General features: G+C 69.6%; 25 protein-coding genes. 16 read left to right on the forward strand and 9 right to left on the reverse strand.

Annotated elements, in window-relative coordinates:
* Positions 1-543 precede the first annotated feature (543 nt).
* The 7 genes from ACK4UM_RS16940 to ACK4UM_RS16970 all read left to right on the forward strand — a co-directional run bounded on the left by ACK4UM_RS16940 (position 544) and on the right by ACK4UM_RS16970 (position 6,305).
* A complete protein-coding gene (locus tag ACK4UM_RS16940) occupies positions 544-771 on the forward strand; it encodes a glutathione S-transferase (protein ID WP_409801390.1) in 228 nt (75 codons plus the stop codon).
* A 2-nt stretch (positions 772-773) separates the two neighbouring features.
* Positions 774-2,342 carry a signal recognition particle protein gene (gene ffh / locus ACK4UM_RS16945; RefSeq protein ID WP_409801393.1) on the forward strand — a complete coding sequence of 523 codons (1,569 nt, stop codon included), beginning with the start codon at positions 774-776 and terminating at the stop codon, positions 2,340-2,342.
* Positions 2,339-2,911, forward strand: coding sequence for a GNAT family N-acetyltransferase (locus ACK4UM_RS16950; RefSeq protein WP_409801396.1), 573 nt, complete (start codon positions 2,339-2,341; stop codon positions 2,909-2,911). The genes ffh and ACK4UM_RS16950 overlap by 4 nt, the downstream gene beginning before the upstream one ends.
* Positions 2,912-2,925: 14 nt before the next feature.
* Positions 2,926-3,285, forward strand: coding sequence for a 30S ribosomal protein S16 (gene rpsP / locus ACK4UM_RS16955; protein WP_409801399.1), 360 nt, complete (start codon positions 2,926-2,928; stop codon positions 3,283-3,285).
* A gap of 5 nt (positions 3,286-3,290) precedes the next feature.
* Positions 3,291-4,001 (forward strand): ribosome maturation factor RimM, encoded by a 711-nt coding sequence (gene rimM, locus ACK4UM_RS16960; RefSeq protein ID WP_409801402.1) that lies wholly within the window; start codon positions 3,291-3,293, stop codon positions 3,999-4,001.
* Positions 3,998-4,696 carry a tRNA (guanosine(37)-N1)-methyltransferase TrmD gene (gene trmD, locus ACK4UM_RS16965; RefSeq protein WP_409801408.1) on the forward strand — a complete coding sequence of 233 codons (699 nt, stop codon included), beginning with the start codon at positions 3,998-4,000 and terminating at the stop codon, positions 4,694-4,696. The genes rimM and trmD overlap by 4 nt, the downstream gene beginning before the upstream one ends.
* A 136-nt stretch (positions 4,697-4,832) precedes the next feature.
* A complete protein-coding gene (locus ACK4UM_RS16970) occupies positions 4,833-6,305 on the forward strand; it encodes a methyl-accepting chemotaxis protein (protein WP_409801413.1) in 1,473 nt (490 codons plus the stop codon).
* 100 nt (positions 6,306-6,405) lie between these two features.
* Here the strand turns inward: ACK4UM_RS16970 and rplI are convergent, their stop codons facing one another.
* The 4 genes from rplI to rpsF all read right to left on the reverse strand — a co-directional run bounded on the left by rplI (position 6,406) and on the right by rpsF (position 8,865).
* A complete protein-coding gene (gene rplI, locus ACK4UM_RS16975) occupies positions 6,406-6,972 on the reverse strand; it encodes a 50S ribosomal protein L9 (protein ID WP_409801419.1) in 567 nt (188 codons plus the stop codon).
* Positions 6,973-6,977: 5 nt separating this feature from the next.
* Entirely contained in the window at positions 6,978-7,961 is a 984-nt protein-coding gene (locus ACK4UM_RS16980) for a DUF2232 domain-containing protein (RefSeq protein ID WP_409801422.1), read from the reverse strand.
* A gap of 185 nt (positions 7,962-8,146) precedes the next feature.
* A complete protein-coding gene (gene rpsR / locus ACK4UM_RS16985; protein ID WP_409801425.1) occupies positions 8,147-8,395 on the reverse strand; it encodes a 30S ribosomal protein S18 in 249 nt (82 codons plus the stop codon).
* Positions 8,396-8,397: 2 nt separating this feature from the next.
* Positions 8,398-8,865 carry a 30S ribosomal protein S6 gene (gene rpsF / locus ACK4UM_RS16990; RefSeq protein ID WP_409801428.1) on the reverse strand — a complete coding sequence of 156 codons (468 nt, stop codon included), beginning with the start codon at positions 8,863-8,865 and terminating at the stop codon, positions 8,398-8,400.
* Between the two features lie 371 nt (positions 8,866-9,236).
* On the opposite strand from rpsF, the gene ACK4UM_RS16995 reads away from it, so the two are divergent.
* From ACK4UM_RS16995 to ACK4UM_RS17010, 4 genes are read left to right on the forward strand one after another with little or no spacing between them, the layout of a single operon-like run.
* Positions 9,237-9,950 (forward strand): hypothetical protein, encoded by a 714-nt coding sequence (locus ACK4UM_RS16995; RefSeq protein WP_409801430.1) that lies wholly within the window; start codon positions 9,237-9,239, stop codon positions 9,948-9,950.
* A gap of 34 nt (positions 9,951-9,984) precedes the next feature.
* Positions 9,985-10,926 (forward strand): hypothetical protein, encoded by a 942-nt coding sequence (locus ACK4UM_RS17000; RefSeq protein WP_409801434.1) that lies wholly within the window; start codon positions 9,985-9,987, stop codon positions 10,924-10,926.
* Positions 10,927-10,938: 12 nt separating this feature from the next.
* Entirely contained in the window at positions 10,939-12,543 is a 1,605-nt protein-coding gene (locus tag ACK4UM_RS17005) for a Dyp-type peroxidase (protein ID WP_409801440.1), read from the forward strand.
* Positions 12,544-12,592: 49 nt separating this feature from the next.
* Complete coding sequence (locus ACK4UM_RS17010) at positions 12,593-13,399, forward strand: hypothetical protein (protein ID WP_409801445.1); 807 nt, start codon at positions 12,593-12,595, stop codon at positions 13,397-13,399.
* On the opposite strand, the gene ACK4UM_RS17015 is transcribed toward ACK4UM_RS17010, so the two are convergent.
* The gene (locus ACK4UM_RS17015; RefSeq protein ID WP_409801449.1) at positions 13,306-14,343 is read right to left on the reverse strand and encodes a LysR family transcriptional regulator; all 1,038 of its coding nucleotides are present in this window, start codon (positions 14,341-14,343) and stop codon (positions 13,306-13,308) included. The genes ACK4UM_RS17010 and ACK4UM_RS17015 overlap by 94 nt on opposite strands.
* 268 nt (positions 14,344-14,611) lie before the next feature.
* Between ACK4UM_RS17015 and ACK4UM_RS17020 the strand changes: the two genes are divergently transcribed.
* The 5 genes from ACK4UM_RS17020 to ACK4UM_RS17040 all read left to right on the forward strand — a co-directional run bounded on the left by ACK4UM_RS17020 (position 14,612) and on the right by ACK4UM_RS17040 (position 21,166).
* Entirely contained in the window at positions 14,612-15,874 is a 1,263-nt protein-coding gene (locus ACK4UM_RS17020; protein ID WP_409801452.1) for an MFS transporter, read from the forward strand.
* A 125-nt stretch (positions 15,875-15,999) separates the two neighbouring features.
* Complete coding sequence (gene hutH / locus ACK4UM_RS17025; protein WP_409801455.1) at positions 16,000-17,631, forward strand: histidine ammonia-lyase; 1,632 nt, start codon at positions 16,000-16,002, stop codon at positions 17,629-17,631.
* A 76-nt stretch (positions 17,632-17,707) separates the two neighbouring features.
* Positions 17,708-18,220, forward strand: a complete 513-nt coding sequence (locus tag ACK4UM_RS17030; RefSeq protein WP_409801460.1) for an N-acetyltransferase family protein — start codon at positions 17,708-17,710, stop codon at positions 18,218-18,220.
* Between the two features lie 118 nt (positions 18,221-18,338).
* Positions 18,339-18,878, forward strand: a complete 540-nt coding sequence (ppa, locus tag ACK4UM_RS17035; protein WP_409801464.1) for an inorganic diphosphatase — start codon at positions 18,339-18,341, stop codon at positions 18,876-18,878.
* Between the two features lie 185 nt (positions 18,879-19,063).
* Positions 19,064-21,166, forward strand: coding sequence for an ABC transporter ATP-binding protein/permease (locus tag ACK4UM_RS17040; RefSeq protein ID WP_409801469.1), 2,103 nt, complete (start codon positions 19,064-19,066; stop codon positions 21,164-21,166).
* Between the two features lie 20 nt (positions 21,167-21,186).
* Here the strand turns inward: ACK4UM_RS17040 and ACK4UM_RS17045 are convergent, their stop codons facing one another.
* Genes ACK4UM_RS17045 through fliN form a run of 4 tightly spaced genes read right to left on the reverse strand, consistent with a single transcriptional unit; the run spans position 21,187 to position 24,227 of the window.
* On the reverse strand, positions 21,187-21,606 hold the full coding sequence (locus ACK4UM_RS17045) for a hypothetical protein (RefSeq protein WP_409801473.1): 420 nt from the start codon (positions 21,604-21,606) through the stop codon (positions 21,187-21,189).
* A 53-nt stretch (positions 21,607-21,659) separates the two neighbouring features.
* Positions 21,660-22,733 carry a flagellar biosynthesis protein FlhB gene (gene flhB, locus ACK4UM_RS17050; protein WP_409801477.1) on the reverse strand — a complete coding sequence of 358 codons (1,074 nt, stop codon included), beginning with the start codon at positions 22,731-22,733 and terminating at the stop codon, positions 21,660-21,662.
* Positions 22,734-22,753: 20 nt separating this feature from the next.
* Positions 22,754-23,782 (reverse strand): flagellar motor switch protein FliG, encoded by a 1,029-nt coding sequence (locus tag ACK4UM_RS17055; RefSeq protein ID WP_409801521.1) that lies wholly within the window; start codon positions 23,780-23,782, stop codon positions 22,754-22,756.
* A gap of 34 nt (positions 23,783-23,816) precedes the next feature.
* Positions 23,817-24,227: a flagellar motor switch protein FliN gene (gene fliN / locus ACK4UM_RS17060; protein WP_409801482.1), complete on the reverse strand. Its 411-nt coding sequence runs from the start codon at positions 24,225-24,227 to the stop codon at positions 23,817-23,819.
* Positions 24,228-24,275 lie beyond the last annotated feature (48 nt).

The raw sequence follows: 24,275 nt of genomic DNA on the forward strand, positions 1-24,275 counted from the left end.
CTCCCCCCGCCCCCCGCCCCCGGGGCGGGGGGGCCCCCCCCCGCCCCCGGCGCCCCGAAGAGCAGGACCGTCATATCAGGGTTCGCTATTACAAGGGGACCCAGCACAGGAAGACGCTTGCGGAGCAAGCGCTCGCGCCGCCGACCAGGCGGCTGGTCGCCGCAAGCAAGTGCTTGCTTCGCAAGCAATTTTCATGCTGGGTCCCCTTCCCCTCCGGTCGCAAGCGACCTCCGGCCGGGGATGACACCGGTGGAGCGCTCACCCTGTCGGCACGACTGACTTGATGACACCCTCGATCGTGCCCTGAGCTCTCGGCCCGAAAGGACGCCGCGCGTCCTTATCCTTGACATCCCCGCCGTTCCCGTCTAACGCGACCCTTCGTTCCTCGTCATCGACGAACGCGAACACGAAGCCGACCGGACCCGAGAGGCCGGCGGTCAACGCCCGACAGCGCGTCGCGCCCTCGGGCGCGTTTTGCGTTTCGGTGATGCGGGGAGGGCTCGGGTCTGGTAGAGCGTCCCTCTGCACGAGAAGGGGAATGCGATGCCCGACGAGAATCGTGGTGAGAACTTGCGGATCGAGGACGCCATCAACGACACCTGTCCGTGGTCGGGAGAGCCGATCGCGGCGGATTCGCTGACGCTCTATCGCGGGCGCGTGGTCGGCTTCTGCAATCCCGGCTGCCGCGACAAGTTCGCGACGGCGATCTCCCGTTTCGAGGCGGCGCTCGACGCCGACGAGACCCCCCTCATCGCGAAGGACGTCGACTGATCATGTTCGAAAGCCTGTCCGACCGCCTCTCAGGCATCCTCAACGGCCTCACCCGCCGCGGCGCGCTCTCCGAGAACGACGTGAACGAGGCTTTGCGCGAGGTCCGCCGCGCGCTGCTCGAGGCCGACGTCGCGCTCGAGGTCGTGCGCTCCTTCACCGACAAGGTGCGCGAGCGCGCGGTCGGCGCCGAGGTGGTCAAATCCGTCTCGCCGGGCCAGATGGTCGTCAAGATCGTCAACGACGTCCTCGTCGAGACGCTCGGCGCCGAGGCCGAGACGATCGACCTGCGCGCGACGCCGCCGGTGCCGATCCTGATGGTCGGCCTGCAGGGCTCGGGCAAGACGACGACGACGGCGAAGATCGCCAAGCGCCTCAAGGATCGCGAGAAGAAGCGCGTCCTCATGGCCTCGCTCGACACCCGCCGCCCGGCCGCCATGGAGCAGCTCGCGGTGCTCGGCCGTCAGGTCGGCGTCGAGACGCTGCCGATCGTCGCCGGCCAGAGCGCCGTGCAGATCGCCCGCCGCGCGATGGACGCCGCCCGCTTCGGCGGCTTCGACGTGGTGATGCTCGACACCGCCGGGCGCGTCACGGTCGACGAGGGGCTGATGGCGGAGGCGGCGGACGTCGCCAAGGCCGTCGACCCGCACGAGGTGCTCCTCGTCGCCGACGCGCTCACCGGCCAGGACGCGGTGAACACGGCGCGCGCCTTCGACGGGCGGCTGGGGCTGACCGGCATCGTGCTCACCCGCATGGACGGCGATTCCCGCGGCGGCGCGGCGCTCTCGATGCGCGCCGTCACCGGCAAGCCGATCAAGCTCGTCGGCACCGGCGAGAAGGTCGACGCGCTCGAGGAATTCCACCCCTCGCGCGTGGCCAACCGCATCCTCGGCATGGGCGACATCGTCTCGCTCGTCGAGAAGGCGGCCGAGAACATCGACCAGGAAAAGGCCCTGCGCATCGCCGAGAAGATGCGCAAGGGCAAGTTCGACCTCGAGGACCTGCGCGACCAGCTCTCCCAGATGGAGAAGATCGGCGGGCTCGGCGGGCTGATGGGCATGATGCCGGGCATCGGCCAGATGAAGAAGCAGCTCGAGAACGCCAATCTCGACGACCGCATCGTCAAGCGCCAGAAGGCGATCATCGATTCGATGACGCCGGCCGAGCGCCGCAATCCGGACCTGCTCAAGGCCTCGCGCAAGAAGCGCATCGCGGCGGGCTCGGGCATGAAGGTCGAGGACGTCAACAAGCTCCTCAAGATGCACCGCCAGATGGCGGACGTCATGAAGATGATGGGCAAGAAGAAGGGCGGGCTCGCCGGCGCGCTCGGCAACATGTTCGGGCTGGGCGGCGGCGCGATGCCCCAGCCGACGCCGGAGATGATCGAGGCGGCGAAGAAGCAGATGGGCGGGCAATTGCCGCCCAGCCTCCCCGGTGGAATGCCCGGCGGCGGCCTGCCCCCGATGCCCCCCGGTCTCGGCGGCAAGGCTGGCCTGCCCGGGCTGCCGGGTCTCGGCAAGGGCGGCCTGCCGGGGCTGCCCGGCGGCTTCCCGTTCGGGGGCAAGAAGAAGTGAGCGCCTCGCCCGCCATCGCGGTCCCGACGATCGAGACGCGGAGGCTGCGCCTGCGCGGCTTCCGGCAGAGCGATTTCGAGGCCTTCGCGGCGTTCTACGCCGACGAGGAGGCTGCGCATTTCGTCGGCGGGGTGCGCCCGCGCGACGATGCGTGGCGCGCGATGGCGATGTTCTCCGGCCATTGGCAATTGCGCGGCTACGGCTTCTTCTGCGTCGCCGATCGCGAGAGCGACGCCTATCTCGGCTGGTGCGGCCCCTGGTTTCCGGAGGGGTGGCGCGAGCCGGAGCTCGGCTATTCCTTCCTGCGCTCGGCCCATGGCCGCGGTTTCGCGACCGAGGCCGCGCTCGCCGCGCGCGATTTCGCCTATCGCACGCTCTCGCTGACGACGCTCGTCAGCTATATCGACCCGCAAAACCGCCCCTCCCAGCGCGTCGCCGAGCGTCTCGGCTGCGTGAAGGAGGAGGGGCTCATCGATCTGAGGGGATCGCCGGTGGACTCATGGCGCCACCCGAGCCCCGCGGAGCTCGCGACATCGTCGCACGACACGAACCGACCCGACATCGTCTGAACGGAGTAGAAGACATGGCCCTCAAGATCCGCCTCACCCGCGGCGGCGCCAAGAAGCGCCCCTATTACCGCATCGTCGTCGCCGATTCGCGCTCCCCGCGCGACGGCCGCTTCATCGAGCGCATCGGCGCCTACGATCCGATGAAGCCCAAGGACGCCGCCGACCGCGTCGTGCTCGACGTCGAGAAGGCCAAGGCCTGGCTGGCCAAGGGCGCTCAGCCGACCGACCGCGTCCTGCGCTTCCTCGATCAGGCCGGCGTGATGAAGCGCCCCGAGCGCAAGAACCCGCAGAAGGGCGAGCCGGGCAAGAAGGCGCAGGAGCGCGCCGCCGAGCGCGCGAAGCGCGAGGCCGAGGCCGCCGGCGCCGAGGCGTGAGTCCGGTGCGCGGGTCGCGTCGAGGAGGGGGGAGCCCGCGCGGGCGTCCCTCGCCGCGCGGGCCCGCGCGCCCGCCCCGCGAGGGCGCGCCTGCGCCGATCCGCGAGACGGCGCCTGCCGTGCTCCCTGCCGCGTTCCCGGAGGGCATCCGGGTCGCGGTCTTCGGCCGCGCGCACGGCGTGCGCGGCGAGGTGCGGCTCAAGGCCTTCACGCAGGACCCGCTCGCGATCGCCGATTACGCGCCGCTGCGCCTCGAGGACGGCCGTACGATCGTCATCGAGGCGCTGCGGCTCGCCCCCGGTGCCGCGCCCGATCTCCTGATCGCGCGCGTCGCCGGCGTCACCGATCGCAACGCCGCCGAGGCGCTCGCCCGCAAGGCCCTGTTCGCCCCCCGCGAGCGCGTCGCGTCCGCGCAGGGCGAGGACCCCGACAGCTTCCTCGTCGCCGACCTGATCGGGCTCGCCGTCGAAGACGAGGCCGGGATGCCCGTCGGCCGCATCGTCGCCGTGCCCGATTTCGGGGCGGGCGACCTCATCGAGATCGCGCCGACGGCGGGCGGTCCGACGATCTATCTCCCCTTCCGCGAGGCCTTCGTTCCCGTCGTCGACATCGCCGGCGGGCGCGTCGTCGTGCGCGGCGCGGAAGAGATGATGCGGCCCGCGCGCCCCGACGAGGAGCCGCCGGAGCTCGACGAGCCGCCGGAGACGACGCCGTGAGCTTTCGTGCGAGCGTACTGACGCTCTATCCGCAGATGTTCCCAGGGCCGCTCGGCATCTCCCTCTGCGGCGAGGCGCTCGCCCGCGGGGCCTGGTCGCTCGAGGCGCGCGACATCCGCGACTTCGGCCGCGGCCGCCACCGCGCGGTCGACGACACGCCCGCCGGCGGCGGGCCGGGCATGGTGATCCGCGCCGACGTGCTCGCTCAGGCGATCGACGCCGCGAGCCCGCCCGAGGACCCGCGCCCGCGCCTCCTCATGAGCCCGCGCGGGCGCCCGCTGACGCAGAAGCGCGTGCGCGCGCTCGCGGAGGGGCCCGGCGCCGTGATCGTGTGCGGGCGCTTCGAGGGCGTCGACGAGCGGGTGATCGAGGCGCGGGGCCTCGAGGAGGTCTCGATCGGCGATTACGTGCTCTCGGGCGGCGAGATCGCGGCGATCGTCGTCCTCGACGCGATCGTGCGCCTCCTGCCCGGCGTCATGGGCGCCGCCGCATCCGGCGACGAGGAGAGCTTCGAATCCGGGCTCCTCGAATACCCGCATTACACGCGCCCCCGCGCCTTCGAAGGGCGCGAGATCCCCGAGATCCTGCTCTCCGGCAACCACGCCGCCGTCGCCCGCTGGCGCCGCGCGCAGGCGCTCGCGCTCACCCGCGCCCGGCGTCCGGATCTGTTGGAGCCCCCGGTTAACGACGTTTAACGCATCGGGGCTTCTGCCTCGTCTCGGATGGTTAAAACGGTTAACCGCACCCTCACGTCGCGGGCGCATGGTCGAGATCCGGCGGGGGTCGGCGCATCGCGGAGCGCCGGACGCCGGGATGGGGGATCATCGAACCATGTTCGCGGCTCTGCGCTCCGCCGGCGCCGACAAGGCCGGCCTCGATCAACGCACACGACGCTTCGCCGACGCGCTGCCGAGCGCCGTCCTGGTCTGCGCCACCGACACCGGCATCGTCACGTACGCCAATCCCCGCGCGCACGCCCTCGCCGAGGAGATCCGCGCGGCGCTGAGCGTCGCGCCGACCGCTCTCGTCGGCAGCCGGGTCGACGTCCTCGCCGACGATCCGAAGCCGCTGCGCGCGGCGCTCGCGGGGCGCGGGACGGACGGGCGGAGCCTGCGCGTTCGGCTCGGGCGCGAGCACCTCGCGATCGCCGTCTCGCCCTACGAGGCCGGGCTCGCCATCGCGACGCTCCAGCGCGTCACGCAGGAAGTCGAGACCGAGCGCCAGACGCAGCGCCTCATGCAGATGGTCGAGCAGATGCCGATCAACGTCATGACCTGCGATCCGAAGGACTACCGCATCGACTATCTCAACGCGGCCTCGCGCAAGACGCTGGAGCGCATCGAGCCGCACCTGCCGATCAAGGCGCGCGACGTCCTCGGCTCGACCATCGACGTCTTCCACAAGCGGCCCGCGCATCAGCGCAAGATGGTGTCCGAGCCCGACCGCACGATGCCGATGCACACGAAGATCAGCGTCGGCGCCGAGATGCTCCACCTCGCGATCTCCCCGATCCGCGGGACGGACGGCAGCTATCTCGGGCCGATGGTGACGTGGTCCCTGATCACGGAATCCGAGCGCCTCGCGCAGAGCGTGAAGGAGGCGGTCGCGGCGATGGGGCGCTCCTCGGCGGCGACCGGGCGCTCGGCCGAGACGATGACGCAGAGCGCCTCGCGGGCGCAGGGCATGTCGGCCTCCGTGAGCGCGGCGACCGAGGAGATGGCGGCCTCGATCGGCGAGATCGCCGCTCAGGTCTCCAGCGCCTCCGACATGGCGGCGGCGACCCGCAGCCGCGCCGGCGCGGCCGACGGCGTCGTCCAGACGCTCGCGGCCGAGGCCGCCGACATCGGCTCGATCACCGAGGCGATCGAGGCGATCGCCGCGCAGACCAACCTGCTCGCGCTCAACGCGACGATCGAGGCGGCACGGGCCGGGGAGGCCGGGCGCGGCTTCGCCGTCGTCGCGGCCGAGGTCAAGCAGCTTGCCAACCAGACCGCGAAGGCGACGAGCGAGATCAAGAGCCGCATCGACAAGATCCAGGACATGACCGGCGATACGGTGAGCGCGATCAAGGAGATCGTCACCGAGATCGCCTCGCTCTCGTCGATCTCCGGTCAGATCGCGGCGGCGGTCGAGCAGCAATCGGCCGCCGTGCGCGAGATCAACGCCCATATGAGCGGCGTCTCCGACGCGGCTAGGGAGACGGGCAGCCTCGCGAGCGACGTGTCCAGCATCGCCAAGGACCTCGACGAGCAGTCGCGCCGCCTCACGGCGGAGGTCGAGGCCTTCATGGCCAGGCGGGACTGAGCGGGCGAGCGGGACCGCGCTCCCGCGAACGAAAACGCCCTCCCGAAGGGGAGGGCGCGTTCGCGTCGGGGCAGTGCGGAGCGCTCGCTCCGGACGGCGATCACTCGGCGTCTTGCGGACCGGCTTCCTCGAGGGCGGCGCCGACCTCGAGGCCGAGCTCGTCGAGATCGATCTCCTCGCGGGCGGTGACGTTCTCGCCGCGCGCCTGACGCTCGGCCTCGTCGGCCGTGCGGGCGACGTTGACGGTGACCGTCACCTCGACCTCCGGATGGAGGAGGATCGAGACCTCGTGCAGGCCGAGCGTCTTGATCGGCACCGAGAGCTGGATCTGGCTGCGCTCGACCGAGAAGCCGCCGGCGCTGATCGCCTCGGCGAGGTCGCGGGTCTGGACCGAGCCGTAGAGCACGCCCGACTCGCCCGCCTGGCGGATGATCGTGAAGCTCTGGCCGTCGAGCTTCGTGGCGACCTCCTGGGCCTCGCCGCGACGCTCGAGATTGCGGGCCTCGAGCTGGGCGCGCTGCGTCTCGAAGCGCTCCTTGTTGGCGCTCGTGGCGCGCAGGGCCTTGCCGCGCGGCAGGAGGAAATTGCGGGCATAGCCGTCGCGCACGCGGACGACCTGGCCCATTTGGCCGAGCTTGGGAACGCGCTCGAGCAGGATGACTTCCATGGGTCTTACTCCTTGGGAGGGTTTCGCTTGATGGTGGGGGGGCGGGACGCGAGATAGCGCGCGCGCAGGCCGAGCACGGTGTCGGCGATGCCGCCGAGCACGAGCGCCGCGAGCACGAGGCCCTGGCTGAAGAAGATCAACAGATAGGTGCCGATCAGGATGAGCGTCCGCCCGTTGCGGCCCATCGTGACGTGGTGGATCGCGGCGAGCCCCTGAAGGCCGAAGGCCATCGCGAGCGCGCCGGCGAAGGCGAGGGCGAACAGCCCGACGAAGCCGCCGAGGAGCGCCGCCACGGCCGCGGAGCCGAGCAAGGCCAGCACGGCGCTCTGCGGCATCGCCGTCTGCGGGATCGACGGCCAGGGCCGCGCGAGACGCCCCGAGATCGAGACGATCTTGGCCCCGAGCCAGAGATAGAGGACGAGGAGCAGCGTGAAGCCCTGCGCCGCGAAGATCGGCACGATCCGCGCCAGCATCGCCGTGAGCTCCGCCCCGGTGACGTCGCCGGTCGCCGGCAGGGGCACGCCCTCGGGGGTGCCGGTCTGGATGCGCAGGATCGTGTCCGTCGCCTCGCGCACCCGCTCCTCGTAGACGGCATAGTCGAATTCGGGAATCGCGGCGGCGATCAGGTAGGTCAGCGCCGAGATGCCCGCGACCCAGACGAGGAGCCGCCCGAGCGGGTACCATTCCATGGTCCCGTCGGGAGCCTGCCGGCCGAGCATCGCGAGATAGGCGAGCCACCAGGCGGGCAGCGCGCTGCCGAGCGCGAAGCCGAGGCCGCTGACGGGCGAGAGCGCGACGGCGAGCGCGATCGCGCCGACGAATGCGCCGACGAGGCCCGCGCGATGGTCCCAGCCGAGCGCGGCGACGAGGATCGGCACCGGCGCGAGCAGGTACAGGAGGAGGGCGAGCGCCGTCCCCTGCATCACCACCGCGGAAAGAAGGGCGGAGACCAGGCCCGCGCCCACGCCGATCGGCACGAATTGCGTCACGTCGCTGTCCCGTCGCTTTCAGGCGAGGTTAGGGGCGGATCGAGGGGCGCCCGCTCGCGCAGCCGCCCATCGTCCGTCCCAACGGTGCCCGGCGCGGGCGCCGGGCGTCTCTTTCGGAAACAGCCCGGCGCGCGCGCCGGGCGTCTTCTCTCGGACCGACCCGGCGCGGGCGCCGGGAAGAGCCCTTACTGGATCACGAAGGGCAGGAGGCCCAGGATGCGCGCGCGCTTGATCGCCTGGGCGAGCTCGCGCTGCTTCTTGGCCGACACCGCCGTGATGCGGGAGGGGACGATCTTGCCGCGCTCGGAGATGTAGCGCGAGAGCAGCTTGACGTCCTTGTAGTCGATCTTCGGAGCGTTCGCGCCGGAGAACGGGCAGGTCTTGCGACGCCGGAAGAAGGGGCGACGCGCGCCGCCGGAAGCACCACCAGCCATGATCAACCCTCCTCACCGGTCATCGCGCTCTCCTCGTCCCGACGGCGGCCGCCGCCCGGACGGCGATCGTCGCGGTCGCGGCGGTCGCCACGATCCCCGCGGTCGCCGCGATCACCACGCTCGCCGCGCTCGCCACGATCGTCGCGATCGCGACGCTGCAGCATGGCGGACGGCTCGGGATCGAGCGCCTCGACCTTGACGGTCATGAAGCGCAGGATGTCCTCCGAGAGGCGCATCTGGCGCTCCATCTCGGCGAGCGCCGCATGGGGAGCGTCGATGTTGAGGAGCGCGAAATGCGCCTTGCGGTTCTTCTTGATGCGGTAGGCCAGGGTCTTCAGACCCCAGTTCTCGACCTTCTCGATCTTGCCGCCGTTCTGCTCGATGACGCCCTTGAACGTCTCGACCATCGTCTCGACCTGCTGGGCCGAGACGTCGGGGCGCGCCAGAAAGACGTGCTCGTAATAAGGCATGACGGGCCTTTCTCGTGGTTTCACGTTCCCGCCCGCTCGGCGCCAAGCCCTCCGAGCCTCGTCCAAGGCCCAAAGCGATTGTTCGAAGGCGGAGACACGGGACGCCGAGGCGCGAGGCCCCTGCCGCGACACCCCTTCGACAGGGCGCACGCAGCCGTCCGTTCAGCCCCCGGCCGGAGCGAACGCGAGGCGTGGGCTATACGCGAGGTCGGCGAGGTTGGCAAGGGAGAAGTCGGATCTCCGGCGATGCCGAGCCCGGCCTCTGCGCGGCCGAGAACTTACGCTACGTAACTTACGATTTCGAGGCTTGGCATTTTCCCGGGAGGCGGTACTATTCCAGCGCGAATCGAAAACTACCGATGGAGGTGGTGATGTCGAACGTCGCCGGCAAGGCCTACGCGATGAACGTGCTGACGCCCATGAAGCCGCCGGTGACGTGGATCAACGCCTTCCTGTTCGCGGTCGCGCGCGTGATGCCGTCCACGCTGCGCGGGCTCCTCAACCTCTCGCTGATCCATTTCGCGCGCTGGGCGATCATCAAGCGCGAGCGCTGGAACGAGATCAGCGGCGGCCGCGAGACCCTCCAGAACGACTACATGTTGTTCATGAGCAATTTCAACGGCACCTGGGATCAATATGTCGACGCCTTCTCGGACGGCATCCCCAACGGCCTCGACCTGTTCTGGTATTCGAGCACCAAGTACCCGAACTCCATCCCGATCACCCCGTTCAAGAACTACATCCGGCACAATCAGATCGATACGGATTACTATTACAACGCCACGCCGGGCGCCTCGCAGCGCGACATCAAGGCGGCGCTGCGCGTCTATGCCGAGCTCCTCGCGCTCGAGAAGCTGCACGCCACGCAGTCCCCGGCGGCCTTCGCCGAGAGCTACCGGCAGGCGATGCAGCGCATCCAGAACAGCCTCGGCTCGACCGGACGCGGACCGGTGGCGAGCAACGACGCCGCGAACGCCGAGCGCAATCGCCTCGCCTTCGTGGCGAAGGGAGCGGCACCCGCCCCCGCCCCCGCGCCTGCGCCGGTTTCGCCCCCCGCGCCTCCCGCCCCCGCCCCGGCTGCCTGATCGCCGTCTGCCCGAACGAGAGAGAGGACGGATCATGCCCAATTTCGACGGCGGACATTACTTCTTCGCCTGCCTTCTTCCCGTGCGGCACAGCCCGACGAAGTCCCACGAGCACGCGTTGCGCGCCGCGATCTCCTTCCTGCCGACCGGGTTCCCCTTCGGCGTGGCCGTGCCGGGGGTCGCCATGCCGCAGCCGCCGAGCCCCTTCGCGGCGAGCACGACGGTGCATTTCGCCCGCCTCGTCGTCGTCGGAGACACGATCTTCAACGGGCGCGACCGATCGGACGCGATCTCCGTCGCCATCGGCCGCAGCCCCAATCCGCTCGTCCCCAACATCGTCGACCAGCTGAGCTGCGCCTATCTGCTCCTCTCCCTCGATCTCGACGCTCCGTCGGGCGATCGGGCGCAGATCGCCTCGCTCCTCGCGGAATTCTGGTCGCAGGTGGGCCCGCAGCTCCAAAACGTCTTTTCGGAACTGCGCGGCTACGAGCCCGGCATGACGCCCGATCAGGTCGCCGAGCTGATGCTGAGCTGCCAGATCGACACCGCGATGCCGTTCAACGATTACTGGCCGTCGACCCCGCCTCTGCAGGACACCTCCAAATGGGCCCTCGCGGCGCCCGGGATCGCCGCGTTCGTCGCGGTCGCGGCGGTGGTGCTGCTCGTCGCGAGCGCGCTCGCCGGCGGCACGCCGATCTGGGCCGTCGTCGTCGCGCTCCTTCTCGGCGTCGCGGCGGGCGCCTACGCCGTCTATCGCACCATCCTCAGGCGGGCGCTCGCGCCCTTGCCGAGCGCGCCGACCGGCGATCTGCGCTCCGTGCTCAAGGCGCTCTACCTGCAGCACCATTTCGTCGATTTCGCTCTCGATGCGCAGGGCAAGAGCGCGGCCGATCTGCATCGCGATTTCGGCGCCTTCCTCGGGACGCACGCACCGTCCAGCCCTCAACCGACCCAGAACCCGGGCGTCATCCGATAAAGGAGCAGGGCCGTGGCCAGACGTCTCGATCTCCCCGACATTCAAGGCGGCATCCTGCGCGAGTACGGCGGCAGCTTTCCGATCGGGCGCTACATCTGCCTGCGCTTTCCGACCGGCGGCGATCGCGCCGCCGACGAGGCCGACGCGCGCGCCTTCCTCGACACGCTGCGCAGCTGGGTCACGAGCGCCGTGCGCTGGCCGTCGAAGGCGGTGCACTATCCCGGCGAGGTCGTCGCCGAGAAGCCGCAGACGACGCTCAACATCGGCATCTCCTTCCGCGGCCTCCTCGCGCTGGGGCTGCCGACGCGCACGCTGCAGGCCTTCCCGTCCGAATATATCGACGGGATGGAGAAGCGCGCGCACATCCTCGGCGACACCGAGCGCAACGGCTTCGAGAACTGGGATCCGGTCTGGCGCGAGAACCGCGAGGCCGTCCACGCGCTCGTGATCCTGCGCGCGCAGGCGCCCGACGGGGTGCCGTCGCCCGAGCTCGCCGCCAAGACGCAGGCGCTCCAGGACCTGTGCGCGAAGCACCGCGTCGCGATCCTCGAGGGTCACGATCGCGGCGGCAGCACGCCGTGGCAGGACGCCTCCGCGATCTTCGCGGACCTCCCGAACGGCACGCGCGAACCCACGCCCAAGGAGCATTTCGGCTACACGGACGGAATCTCGGAAGTGGCGTTCAAGGAGCAGGGCGCGGACCTGCGCGTCGTCGGCGGCGGCAAGCTCAATGCCGACGGAACCTGGGACCCTCTCGCGACGGGCGAATTCCTCATCGGGCATCTCGACGAATCCCAGGAGCTGCCGCCCGCGCCGTTCCCGGTGGCGTTCATGTACAACGGCACCTTCATGGCCTATCGCAAGCTGCACCAGAACGTGCGCGCCTTCCGCGACTACGTGAGCGCGACGGCGAGCGAATACGCCGCCTTGATGGGGGTCGCAACCGTCGAGGCTGAGGAGACGATCAAGGCGAAATTCGTCGGGCGCTGGTCGGACGGCTTCCCGCTGATGGCTGCGCCGACCTATGCGATCTGGCAACAGAAGCGTGCGGAATACGCGAAGGCGCTCGCCGCGGCCGTCGCGAACGGCACGACCGAGCAGGAGAAGGCGCGGATCTGGAAGGTCCTGGTCGATTTCCGCTTCAAGGACGATCCGGAGGGTCGTTGCGTGCCGCTCGGCGCCCATATCCGGCGCGTCAACACCCGAGACATGCTCGACTACAACGGTTCCTCCATCCTCAACAACCGCCGGCGCATGCTGCGCCGCGGCTTGCCCTACGGGGATTCGTCGAGCCCGGACGTCACCGACGATTCCGAGCACGGCATCGTGTTTCTCGCCTATTGCACGAGCCTGTTCCGCCAATTCGAGTTCGTCCAGCAGCAATGGCTGCAATACGGCCTCGATTTCGATGCGGGCAACGACCGCTGCCCGGTCCTCGGCAACCGGGTCGCCGGCAATCAGCACAAATACGTCGTCCCCTCGCACGACGAGACCGGCAAGACGTTCTTCTGCAAGAGCATGCCGCAATTCGTCGAGACGCGCGGGGGCGAGTACTTCTTCATGCCGAGCCTGACCGCTCTGCGCATGATGGCGATGGGCATCGTGGACCCGACCTGATCCGCGCGTCGCGGCTCCCGGCAGGCGGCAGAGCGAGGGTGAGACGGCGATGGCGCTGGTGGAACGGATCGTCGAGACGGATGCGCGCGGCTATCGCGAGGTGTCGCTCGCCTATCGCGTCGCGCGCGCGGCGATGCTCGACGCCGTCGGCGCGAGCGCGCGCACGGGCCGCATCGCCTGCCCGGGGCTCGACGCCTCGCGCAGCGACGTCGCCTATGGCCGCTGCGCGCTTCCCGGCACCACGGCGGCCGATCTCGACGCGTGGTCGGGCGCGCTCGGCGTCAACCGGCTCGGCATCAAGACGGTCGCCTATCTGTCGGGCCCGTTCTGGTCGACGCCGCTCGCCTTCCTGCGCGGCCGCTTCGACGATCGCGCGGTCAATACCGGCTTCCTGCGCTCGCTCAAGCGGCGGACCAATACCGGCATCCTCACGACGACCGTCTTCGACCAGGACAAGCTGAACGGCTTCGTCTGGGCCGCGCGGCCGGATCTCGCGGGCCGCCCGATGACCGGCGCCTGGCTCTATTCGGACGAGGCCGCCTGCCAATACATCGACACGACGATGATGCCCGCGATCCGCAAGCACAATGCCGCCAATGCGGACATGTCGGCGGGCTGGCTCGCGCGGCGGCTGGGGCTGTTCCTGAGCACCTTCGAGATGACGAGCCTGCTGCTCGGCACCCTCGCCCAGTCGATCCCGCCCGACCCGAGCGCCCCGTCGAAGGTCGTCGACGCCCTTCACCTGCGCGACCTGCACGACTTCTACAAATACGGCCTCCTGCCGGCGGTCGCCGAGGAGCGCCTCGCGGCGGCGGGGCTCCTGTCGTTCCCGCCGGTGCACGCGCCGACGGGGTGAACGGGCGGCGGCGGTGGGCTGTGCGGCTCTGCCCGAGCCTCGCACGAACCACCCGACCGAAGCTCCGCCTTCAGGAAATCCACGAAGGCCCGCACGCGCGGGATGTTCTGGCGATGCGGGAGGACCAAGGCCGTCAGGGGCTTGGGGTCGTCGTCGTGCGCACCGGCGAACAGCTCCACGAGCGCCCCCTCCGCCAGAGCGCGCTCGCCGAGGAAATCGCCCAGGCGGATGATGCCCGCACCTTCGATCGCCATCTGCAGCAGGACGTCGGCGCTGTCCGAGGTGAGCGGGCCGCCGACCCTGATCTCCCGCGGCTCGCCGTTCACCCGCATGGGCCAGATCGCCTGCCGCGCGAAGCCGGAAAGCAGGAGGCAGGCGTGTCGCCGGAGGTCGTCCGGGTGGGCTGGGCGGCCATGGACCGAACAATAAAGCGGGCTGGCCGCGATGATCCGGCGGACGGTGCCGAGGCGAATTGCGACGAGGTCGCTGTCGGTCAAGTCGCCGACCCGGATCGTGACGTCCATCTGTTCCCTGATCGGATCGATGCGGTGGTCGCAGACCGACACGTCGACGGTGACGTGTGGATGTTTCTCCAAGAACCGGGGCAACAGCGGCGTGAGCTTGTGGCGCGCAAAGGCGGTTCCGCAGTTCACCCGCAGATGTCCCCGCGGCTTGGCGACGGCGACCGACAGATCGACCTCGATCGCATCGCCCAGCTCAAGGAGCCTGCGCGCATGCGACAGGAAGATCTCACCCTCGGGCGTCACCGAGAGCTTGCGGGTCGTGCGGTGGAGCAGCCGCACGCCGAGGCGGTCCTCCATGCGGCTGATCAGCTTCGAGACCGCGGACGCGGTGTATCCCTGTTCCTCGGCCACGGCCGCGAAGGACCCGAGCTCGACGAGGCGGACGAACAGCGCGATGTTCGGGATCAGCGATGCTTTCACGATATCACCTCGTCGTGCCGATGCAGCGCATCATAATCCGAAATTGCGATCGTAGCAGCATAGGGTATTTCGCCGCTGCCCCCGCCGTCGCGCGGACGGCGGCTCCTCATTCGTGAAAAATCGTCAAGACAGAATTCGAGGACGGGTGTTTTTGCGCGCTCCGCTGCTGGATAGAAATGGCAGCGGAGCTGCAACGTCTCGCGTCCGGCCCGACCCCGATCACCCGCGCTCCGAACGGGAAGTCGAAAGGATCGTGCTTGGAGGAACCATGGACACCAAAGGGCGCGCGCTCGCGTTGCTGATGGCCGTCTTCGCGGCGGGGTACCTCCTGTCGTCGCTCCTGCGTGGCGTCACCGCGGCTTTGGCGCCCATCCTCACGCAGGAATTCGATGTGTCGCCGGCAGAGCTCGGTCTGCTGGCGGGGTCGTATTTCGCCGCTTTCGCTCTGTTGCAGCTGCCCATGGGAATGTTTCTCGACCGATACGGCGTCCGAGCCGTGATGGTGGGCTCGCTCGCGATCGCGACCCTATCGTGCCTCGCCTTCGCGGCTTCTCTCTCCTTCGAGGGCCTGCTCTGGGCGCGGCTTCTCAGCGGCATCGGGGTGAGCGCCTGCTTGATCGCACCGCTCACGGCCGCTCGGCTCTGGACGCCCGCATCGATGCAGCAACGCATCAATTCGTGGATGCTCATGGCGGGAGCGCTCGGTCTCGTGATGGGGACCTTGCCTGCGGAGGGCTTCGCCACCGCCTATGGTTGGCGGCCGCTCTTCGTCGCCCTGGGGATCCTCTTCGGGACGGTCGCTCTCCTGGTCGCGATCTACGCGCCGCCCCATGCCCGCTCGGACGGGCGCAAACCGGGTGGTCTCTTCGCCGGCTACGGGGCGATCGTACGGGCCCCCTACACCTGGAAGATCGGCGCCTTGGGGTCGCTCAATTACGCGATCCTGGTCGCCGTCCAGACACTTTGGATCGGGCCGTGGCTGACCGAGGTCACCGGCGAGACGACCCGAGGCGCATCCATCGGCCTCCTCTGGATCAACCTTCTCATGCTCGGCGTCTTCCTGATCATGGGGTATCTCGGTCCCCACATCATCCGCTCTCCGGACGACGCCGAGGCCATCCTGCGACGCTTCACGCCGCTCGGCATCGGCATGTTGATCGTCATCGCGACCTTGGGCTCCGCCGCGCAATGGTATCATTTCGCCGCCTTCTGCGTGGCGGCCTGGCCGCTCTCCGTGACGCACCCGCTCGTCGGCCAGCGGTTCGACCCGAGCGAGGCCGGGCGCGCGATCGCCTTCTTCAACCTGCTCCTCTTCGTGGGCGTGTTCGTCTGGCAGTGGGGCTTCGGAATGATGGTCTCGGCTCTGTCCGGGAGCTATGGGACCGAGGCCGCCTACCGGCTCGCTCTCGGCGCGCTCGCGCTGCTCTCGGCGATCGGCTACGCGGCCTTCGTCGCGCTGCCCGGCAAGAGACCCCGCCCCGAGCGCGTTCCGCCGGCGCCGCCGCGTGCCGAGGGCGGGGCGGTGTCCTGAATGCCGGGTCGCGCGGCGCAGCCCGATGCAAGCGCCCCGGGCCGGAGCGCCACCCGGCCCCGATTGCGCCCGCCCCGCCCGCGCGCTAACCCTTCTCCCGTCACGCACGCGAGGAGCCCCGCATCATGATCGTCGAGCTCGACGGAGACAGCCTCACCATCGATGCGGCGGTGGCCGTCGCGCGGCCCGCCCCGGGTGGCGGATTCGTCGAGGCGCGGCTGGCGGAGCCGGCGCGGGCGCGGCTCGCGGACACGCGCGCCTATATCGACCGCGAATGGATGCACGACGACGCGCCCCTGATGTACGCCTTCAACACGGGGGTGGGCCTGTTCAAGACCGAGCGCGTCGCGATCGCCGACATGGACGCCTACCAGACGAAGACGGTCTACGCCCACGCGACCGGCATCGGCGAGCCCTTCGCCGAGGAGGTGGTGCGGGCGATGATGCTCGCGCGGGCCAACGCCTTCGCCTCGAACTATTCGGGCCCGCGGGTCGAGCTCGTCGAGCGGCTCCTCGCCTGCCTGAACGCCGGGCTCCACCCGGTCGTGCCGCAGAAGGGCTCCGTCGGCGCGTCCGGCGATCTCGCGCCGCTCGCCCATCTCGCGGGCGCGGTCTGCGGCTTCGAGGAGGCGCTGATGATCTATCGCGGGCGCGTGATGCCCGCGCGCGCGGCGCTCCAGGAGGCCGGATTCGAGCCGACGATCGCGCTCGGCGCCAAGGACGCGTCTGCGCTGATCAACGGCTCGACCACCTCGCTCGCGCTCGCGGTGCTCGCGACGCACGACGCGCGGCGTCTCCTCAAGGCCGCCGACATCGCTTTGTGCCTCTCGCTCGAGGCGATGCGCGGGGAGAAGGCGGCGTTCGATCCGCGCATCCAGCGCGCGCGCCCGCATCCCGGCCAGCTCGCGGTCGCGCGCAACGTGCTGCGCGTGCTCGACGGCAGCGCCCGCTGCTCGCAAGGCGCGCGCGACGTCGTCTTCCCCGAGGAGGGCCGCGCGCCGGGCGTGCCGGCCGCGCCGCGCGTGCAGGACGTCTATTCGCTGCGCTGCGCGCCGCAGGTCCACGGCCCGGCCGCGGAGGCGGTGGGTTACGTCGAGCGCATCGTCGCGACCGAGCTCAATTCCGCCACCGACAATCCGCTGATCGTCGACGACGGCGCGGGCGGCTACGTCTCGCTCTCGGGCGGGCATTTCCACGGCCAATACGTGGCGCAGGCGATGGACGTGCTCGCGATCGCCATGGCCGACCTCTCCGCGATCAGCGAGCGGCGGCTCGCGCGGCTCGTCGATCCGACCATGAGCTACGGCCTGCCGCGCAACCTGCTCGCGGGCAAGAAGGGGCTCAACACGGGCTTCGCCACCGTGCAATGCTCGGCCTCGGCGCTCGTGATGGAGAACCGCACGCTCGCCACCCCGGGCTCCGTCGATTCGATTCCCGGCAAGAGCAATGCCGAGGACCACGTCTCGAACTCGACCTGGTGCGGGCGCAAGGCGCGCACCATCGTCGAGAATGCCGAGCAGGTCGTCGCGCTCGAACTCCTGATGGCGGCGCAGGCGCTGACCCTCGTCGAGCCGATCGCGCGGGATTTTCCGCTCGGCCGCGGCTCGCAGGCCGCGCTCGCCGCGATCCGCGAGACGATTCCCGCAGCCCTCGAGGGCGATCGCTGGTATGCCCGCGAGATGGCCGACGCCCTCGCGCTCGTCCGCTCGGGAGCGATCGTTCAGGCGGTGGAGGACGCGGTCGGCTCGCTGGAATGACGTCGCGGGGCACGTTGCCCGATGTTCGCGCAACCACGCTCTTTGCAGAGGGCGCGCGGCGTCTTATCCTGTCCTCATGAGCGAGCTCGTCACAGGCATCCGCCACGCCAAGCACACCGACGCCGCCGCGATCTCGAAGGTCTTCGACGCGGCGTGGCGGGAGGCCTATGCCGGCATCATCCCCGGCGTGGCGCTCGAGCGCATGATCCAGCGCCGCGGCCCGCGCTGGTGGTCGTTCTCGCTGCGGCGCGGGCGCCCGCTCGCGGTGCTCGACGTCGACAAGACCATCGTCGGCTACGCCGCCTACGGCCGCTGCCGCGACCGTTCGCTCAAGGCCGACGGCGAGATCGACGAGCTCTATCTCGATCCGACCTATCAGGGGCTCGGCTTCGGCCGGCGCCTGTTCCGGGCGGTGCTGAACGACCTCGAGCATCGCGGCGCGCGCACGATCGCCGTCTGGTCGCTCGCCGACAACGAGCGCGCCTGCGCCTTCTACGAGGCTCAAGGCGGGCGGCGGGTCGCCGAGACGCAGGAGCGGATCGGCCCGCACAAGCTGCGCAAGCACGCCTTCCTGTTCGAGCGCCGCTGAGGCGGCCGTCCCCGCCTGCCAAAGTCGCTCTTGTGCGGCGCGGTCCGGGCCACTAAAGCCGTGGTGGAGACGCGCCCGCGCGACCGTGACGCGCGCCGCGCCGAAGGAGACACGTTCCATGCGCATCGATGCGATTCCGATCGGCAAGAACCCGCCCCACGAGGTCAACGTCATCATCGAGGTGCCGATCGGCGGGGAGCCGATCAAGTACGAGCTCGACAAGGCCTCCGGGACGCTCTTCGTCGATCGCTTCCTCTACACCTCGATGCGCTATCCGGGGAATTACGGCTTCGTCCCCCACACGCTTTCCGACGACGGCGATCCCGTCGACGTGCTGATCGCCAATACCCGCGCCATCGTGCCGGGCGCCTTCATGGCGGTGCGGCCGGTCGGCGTGCTCGTGATGGAGGACGAGGCGGGGCAGGACGAGAAGATCATCGCCGTCCCCACCTCCAAGCTGACGAAGCGCTACGACAGCGTGCAGAACTACACCGACCTGCCGCGCATCACCCTCGAGCAGATCGAGCACTTCTTCGAGCATTACAAGGATCTCGAACCCGGCAAGTGGGTCAAGATCGTCCGCTGGGGCGACGCCGAGGAAGCCCGCGAGATGATCAAGGCCGCGATCGACCGCGCCACCGCGCAGAAGGGCGGGTGAGAGCGCCGACGGTGCCGTCTTCGGGCGAGGACGGCACCGCGCGGCCGCCCCCTGCGGCGATCGGTCCTGGAACTCTTCGCGCTTCGCCATCCATTCGCCATGAGATAGGCTGACCGGATGAGGCCGTCGCCGCATCGAGGGTCGGCGACCGGCGGCGGGCGGGATCTCGCGGGGCAGGGGAAGACATGGTTCGGGCAGCCTTCGGCTTTGCGATACTCGGCCTCGTGCTCGCGGGGCTGTCCCTGTTCACCGCGCTCGAGGTGTCGATCCTCGTTCCGCTCGCGAGCTTCACGATCGCGGCGGTGCTCTATCTCGCCCGCGACGTCTCGGCCTTCATCCGCATCCTGGTCTGCCTGATCGCGGGGGCGCACGCGCTCCTCGCCGTCCTCTACGTCGTCGAGGCGGCGGGGTGGACGCCCGCGGCGATGGACGGCTTCACGCCGCCGCTCTCGATGCCGGTCGCCGCCGGCATCTTCGCCGCGGTGGTGGCGGGCATCGGGCGCATCCCCGTGATGCGCCAGATCACGGTGCTGACGGACCCCTATTTCACCTCGCGCGACATCGGCGAGGTGCGAATCTGGCCCTTCCCGACGGTGCGCGCGCAGGAGCGCTATATCGGGACCTTCATCCTGTCGCTCGTGGTGATCTTCCAGTTCGCGCTCGTCGCCATCTCGGTGCGGCTGTCCTATTGGAACCGCGACTGGTTCAACGCCATCCAGGACCGCAACGCCGACGAGTTCTGGCGCCTCCTCCTGACGGTGTGGGTGTTCTGGGTCGTCGTCGCGGTGACGATGGCGATCTATCAATACGCGATCCGCATGACGCTCGACATGCGCTGGCGTGCCTGGCTCACGAAGAACTACGTCGAGCGCTGGCTGTCGGAAGCCACGCAGTACCGGATGCAGGTCTTCGGCGACAACACCGACAACCCCGACCAGCGCATCCAGGAGGACCTGAACAAGTTCACCTCGATGACGCTGCGTCTCACGCTCGGCATCCTCGCCCAGGTCTCGACGCTCGTCTCCTTCTCCGTGATCCTGTGGACGATCTCGGCGGGCTTCACCTTCCCCGGTACCGAGGTCGAGGTGCCCGGACTGCTGTTCTGGATCGCGCTCGTCTACGCGATCGTCGCGACCTTCGTGACGCACAAGATCGGCCGGCCGCTGATCCGGCTCAACTTCCTGCAGGAGAAGTACGAGGCCGATTTCCGCTTCTCGCTCGCGCGCATGCGCGAATATGCCGAGCAGGTGTCGCTGCTGCGCGGCGAGAGGGCGGAGCGGCGCAGCCTCGGCCAGCAATTCTCGCTCGTGATGGACAACTTCTTCCGGCAGGTGAGCGTCTCGAAGCGGCTCATCGCCTTCACGAGCTTCTACGATTATTCGAACTCGGTGGTGCCCTACGTCATCGCCGCGCCCTTCTATTTCGCCGGCACGATCCAGCTCGGCGTGATGACGCAGACGGCGGGCGCCTTCTCGCGGGTGGAGAGCGCGCTCTCCTTCTTCATCGACGCCTACCAGACGCTCGCCGCCTACAAGGCCGTGATCGACCGCCTCACCTCCTTCGAGGCCTCGATCGACCGCGCCCGCACGGCGGCGAAGAAGGTCGGCGAGATCGGGCTCCAGGATCACGACGCGCCGACCTTGGCGCTCGAGCGGCTCGTCGTGCGCCTCCCCGACGGCACGCCGATCGTGCGCGCCGACGACCTGCGCCTCGAGCCCGGCCGCTCGGTGCTCGTGGCGGGTCCTTCGGGCACCGGCAAGTCGACCCTGTTCCGCGCGATCTCGGGGATCTGGCCCTTCGGCGACGGTTGCGTGAAGCGCCCGCGCGGGGCGTCGATCATGCTCCTGCCGCAGCGGCCCTACATCCCCGGCGGGCCCCTGCGCATCGCGGTCGCCTATCCGGCGACCGAGGAGCTCTACGAGGAGAAGGCGATCGTGCGGGCGCTCGAGCGCGTGCGGCTCACCCATCTCGCGCCGCTCCTCGACGAGGACCGCAATTGGGCGCAGACGCTATCGCTCGGCGAGCAGCAGCGCCTGGCGATCGCCCGCGCGCTCCTCGCCCGCCCCGATTGGCTCCTCCTCGACGAGGCGACGGCGGCGATGGACGAGCCGACCGAGGAGGCGATCTACCGCGTCCTGCGCGACGATCTGCCGGGGACGACGGTCGTCTCCATCGGCCACCGCTCGACGCTCGTCGCCTTCCACGACGTGCGCGTCGACATGGCCCCGACGCTGGACGGCCTCCACGCTCCTTCGGCCCCGCGCGAGACGGCGGAAGCGGCGGAGTAGCGTCGTCGGGACGGCGGCGATCAGCCCGGCGCGGCTTCGTCGCCGCCGCCGGCGGGGGTCGGCGCGAGGCGGGCGGCTGCGAGGGCTTCGGCGAGGCGGCGGGTGTTCTCGGTGGGGGAGCGCGGCGGGCCCTCGAAGGTGATCGCCTGGACGTCGACCGCCGCGCTCAAGGAGCCGAGCACCAGGTTGAAGAACACCGTCACGTCCTGGTGCTGGAATTCCATGTCGAGCGATACGGCGGGCGCGCCGCCCCAGCGTAGATCGACATCGGCCTGCAACCCGTAACGCAGGGTTCCGGGCTTGAAGAACAGCTCCGTCGAGGACGAGACCAGATCGTCGATGTTGCCGTGTTGCTCGGCGATGACGTAGCGCGTCAGGATGGAGAGGTCGACGAGGCGCAATTCGGCGGCGACGCCCTGGATGGCCTCTGCGAGGATCATCTCCCGCTCGCGTATGCTGAGGCTCTTGCCCTTGCGCTTCATCCCACTCGCCTTCAATGCGCCCGTTCGGCCTTCCGGTAATAGAAGAAATACAACAGTTCCGCCACCACGCGATAGAACTCCGGCGGGATCGGGCGCTCGACCTCCACAGCATCGTACATGGATCTTGCGAGAGGCTTGTCCTCCACCACGGGAATCCCGTGGCTCTCCGCCACCTCGCGGATCTTGAGGGCGACGAGGTCCTGCCCCTTGGCGACCACGACGGGCGCTCCGCCCTCCTCGCGCACGTAGCGCAGCGCGATCGCGTAATGGGTCGGGTTGGCGATCACGATGGTGGCGCGCGGCACGTCGGAGATCATCCGGCGGCGGGCGCGGTCGCGCTGGAGCGAGCGCATGCGCGCGCGCACGAGCGGATCGCCCTCCATCTGCTTGTGCTCGTCCTTGATCTCCTGGCGGCTCATGCGCAGGTCCTTGCGCCACTTGAACCGCGAGAAGGCGATGTCGGCGATGACGAGGACGACGGTGGCGACGCAGACCGCTGCGAGCAGGCGGATCGTCAGGCCGAGCACGATTTCCGGGATCTGCGCGGGGTCTCCGTACATGGCGTTCACCACGCGCCAATAGTCGACGCGCACGAGGAGCGCGACGACGCCGAAGACCACCGCGAATTTGAACACCGCCTTGCCGAATTCCACCCAGCCCTGGATGCCGAAGATGCGCTCGAAGCCCTTGATCGGCGAGAGCCGGGACAATTTGGGCTCGATGCGCTCCTTGGCGATGCGGGGGGCGTTCTGGAGGAACGAGGATGCGACGCCGAACACGGCGATGACGCCGACGATCGGGGCGAGGAAGGTCGCGAGCGCGAGGCTGACGACGTGCATGAGCTTCGTGGCGTCGGACGCATCGTGGAGCGCGATCCCTCCCGGGTCGTCGATGAGCCGCGCGAGGCTCTCGACGAGCCCCGCGGCCTGGTTGGCGATGACGAAGATTGCGAGCGCGAGGGCGGCGAGGATCGTCGCGAAGGTCGACACTTCCCGGGAGACGGGGGTGTTGCCCTTCTCGAGGGCGTCCTTGATCTTCTTCTCGGTCGCTTCTTCGGTCTTGTTCCCCTTGTCTTCCTCGGCCATGGCGGGCGGACGTCACCGCCTCAGCGGTAGAACGCCCGGTCCTCCTGGTCCGAATTGAGCTCGATTTCCCCGCGCCCGGCCATTTCGAGCGCGAGATCGGTGATCGCGCGGCGCGCCTCGACGACGTCGCGCTGCGGCACCGCCTCGCCGGTGACGAGCTCGTGCTCGACCATGCGGCGGGCGCGCGACCCGAGCGAGGACAGGATCGCGTCGCGGAAGGCGGGGTCGGTGCCCTTGAGCGCGACGACGATGCGTTCCGTCGGGATCTGGTCCAGGATCGCCATGCGGGCGCGGGGCGCGAGCTTGATGACGTCCTCGAAGGTGAAGAGCAGGCCCTTGAGCACCTCCGCCGCCTTCGGCCGGGTGCCGGCGAGGGAGGAGAGCACGTCCTCCATCTGGTCGCGCTCCATCTTGTTGATGATGTCGGCCATGCGCGCATGCGTGTCGACGCCCATGTTGCGGGCGAAGTTGAGCATGAAGTCCTCATGCAGCGTCTTCTCGACGACGCGCATCGTGTCCTCGACGACCGGCTTGAAGGACAGCATCCGGCGCATGAGCGAGTTGCGCATGTCGGCCGGCAGGAGACCCATCACCTTGGCCGCGCAGGCGGGCTTCACCTTGGAGAGGATGAGCGCCGCGGTCTGCGGGTGCTCCTTCATCAGATAGGCGGCGAGGATCGATTCGGAGACGCCCGAGATCCGCTCCCAGATCGAGCGGTTCGTGTTGCCGAGCACGTCCGACATGATGTCCTGCACCTGGTCGGGCGGCAGGACGCCGGTGAGGAGCCGCTCGACCTCGGCCGCGGTGCCGTAGAGGCTCGTGCCGGAGGTCAGCTCCTCGGTGAACTCGGCGACGAGCGCCTCGAGCTCGGGTGCCGAGACCGGGCCGAGATCGGCGGCGGCGCGGGAGATGGTCTTGAGCTCGTCCGCGTCGAAACGCGCGAGCAGACGCCCCGCGTGCTCCTTGCCGAGCGCGAGCAGGAGGGCAGCGACCTTCTCGGGCCCCTGCAGCACGCGCGGCGCGGGAACGCCTGCGTCGAGCGCGATCATCGCGGGCATGCTCATCGCCTCCTTCCCCTCTTCCTCAGACGCTCGCGCCGCCGGCGCCGACGATCTCGGTCAGCGACACGCCGAAGCGGGAATTGTCGTCCTCGACCACGACCACCTCGCCGCGGGCGACGACGCGCCCGTTGACGACGACGTCGACCGGCTCGCCGACGCGATGGTCGAGCGGAACCACGGCGCCGCGGCCGAGCTTCATCAGGTTGGCGACGGGCATCGTCGCCGATCCGAGCACCACCTGCAGCGAGACGGGGATGCGCATGATGGCGTCGAGATTGCCGCGCCCGCGCGCATCGCCGATCGTCTCGGCCTCCGCCGCCGGCTCCGGCGCCTCGGCGCGCTTGCCCTTCGCCTTGGGCTTGTCGGACCCGCCGAGCGCCTCGGCGAAGGCGTCGGAGACCTTGATCTCGGTATCGGGCTTTGCGGTCTTCATGGGGCTCGTCTTCCTCTGTGGGGATGCTGTTCGGGCTCGTTGCGCGGG

Origin of the sequence: Salinarimonas sp., assembly GCF_046292825.1 — a bacterium.
Taxonomy (GTDB): domain Bacteria; phylum Pseudomonadota; class Alphaproteobacteria; order Rhizobiales; family Beijerinckiaceae; genus Salinarimonas.

Excerpts from the sequence above, each read along its gene's own strand:
- ACK4UM_RS16940 (WP_409801390.1), top strand. The coding sequence starts at position 544 with ATGCCCGACGAGAATCGTGGTGAGAACTTGCGGATCGAGGACGCCATC.
- ffh (WP_409801393.1), top strand. The coding sequence starts at position 774 with ATGTTCGAAAGCCTGTCCGACCGCCTCTCAGGCATCCTCAACGGCCTC.
- rpsP (WP_409801399.1), top strand. The coding sequence starts at position 2,926 with ATGGCCCTCAAGATCCGCCTCACCCGCGGCGGCGCCAAGAAGCGCCCC.
- ACK4UM_RS16970 (WP_409801413.1), top strand. The coding sequence starts at position 4,833 with ATGTTCGCGGCTCTGCGCTCCGCCGGCGCCGACAAGGCCGGCCTCGAT.
- rplI (WP_409801419.1), bottom strand. The coding sequence starts at position 6,972 with ATGGAAGTCATCCTGCTCGAGCGCGTTCCCAAGCTCGGCCAAATGGGC.
- rpsR (WP_409801425.1), bottom strand. The coding sequence starts at position 8,395 with ATGGCTGGTGGTGCTTCCGGCGGCGCGCGTCGCCCCTTCTTCCGGCGT.
- rpsF (WP_409801428.1), bottom strand. The coding sequence starts at position 8,865 with ATGCCTTATTACGAGCACGTCTTTCTGGCGCGCCCCGACGTCTCGGCC.
- ACK4UM_RS16995 (WP_409801430.1), top strand. The coding sequence starts at position 9,237 with ATGTCGAACGTCGCCGGCAAGGCCTACGCGATGAACGTGCTGACGCCC.
- ACK4UM_RS17000 (WP_409801434.1), top strand. The coding sequence starts at position 9,985 with ATGCCCAATTTCGACGGCGGACATTACTTCTTCGCCTGCCTTCTTCCC.
- ACK4UM_RS17010 (WP_409801445.1), top strand. The coding sequence starts at position 12,593 with ATGGCGCTGGTGGAACGGATCGTCGAGACGGATGCGCGCGGCTATCGC.
- ACK4UM_RS17020 (WP_409801452.1), top strand. The coding sequence starts at position 14,612 with ATGGACACCAAAGGGCGCGCGCTCGCGTTGCTGATGGCCGTCTTCGCG.
- hutH (WP_409801455.1), top strand. The coding sequence starts at position 16,000 with ATGATCGTCGAGCTCGACGGAGACAGCCTCACCATCGATGCGGCGGTG.
- ACK4UM_RS17030 (WP_409801460.1), top strand. The coding sequence starts at position 17,708 with ATGAGCGAGCTCGTCACAGGCATCCGCCACGCCAAGCACACCGACGCC.
- ppa (WP_409801464.1), top strand. The coding sequence starts at position 18,339 with ATGCGCATCGATGCGATTCCGATCGGCAAGAACCCGCCCCACGAGGTC.
- ACK4UM_RS17040 (WP_409801469.1), top strand. The coding sequence starts at position 19,064 with ATGGTTCGGGCAGCCTTCGGCTTTGCGATACTCGGCCTCGTGCTCGCG.
- ACK4UM_RS17045 (WP_409801473.1), bottom strand. The coding sequence starts at position 21,606 with ATGATCCTCGCAGAGGCCATCCAGGGCGTCGCCGCCGAATTGCGCCTC.
- flhB (WP_409801477.1), bottom strand. The coding sequence starts at position 22,733 with ATGGCCGAGGAAGACAAGGGGAACAAGACCGAAGAAGCGACCGAGAAG.
- ACK4UM_RS17055 (WP_409801521.1), bottom strand. The coding sequence starts at position 23,782 with ATGATCGCGCTCGACGCAGGCGTTCCCGCGCCGCGCGTGCTGCAGGGG.
- fliN (WP_409801482.1), bottom strand. The coding sequence starts at position 24,227 with ATGAAGACCGCAAAGCCCGATACCGAGATCAAGGTCTCCGACGCCTTC.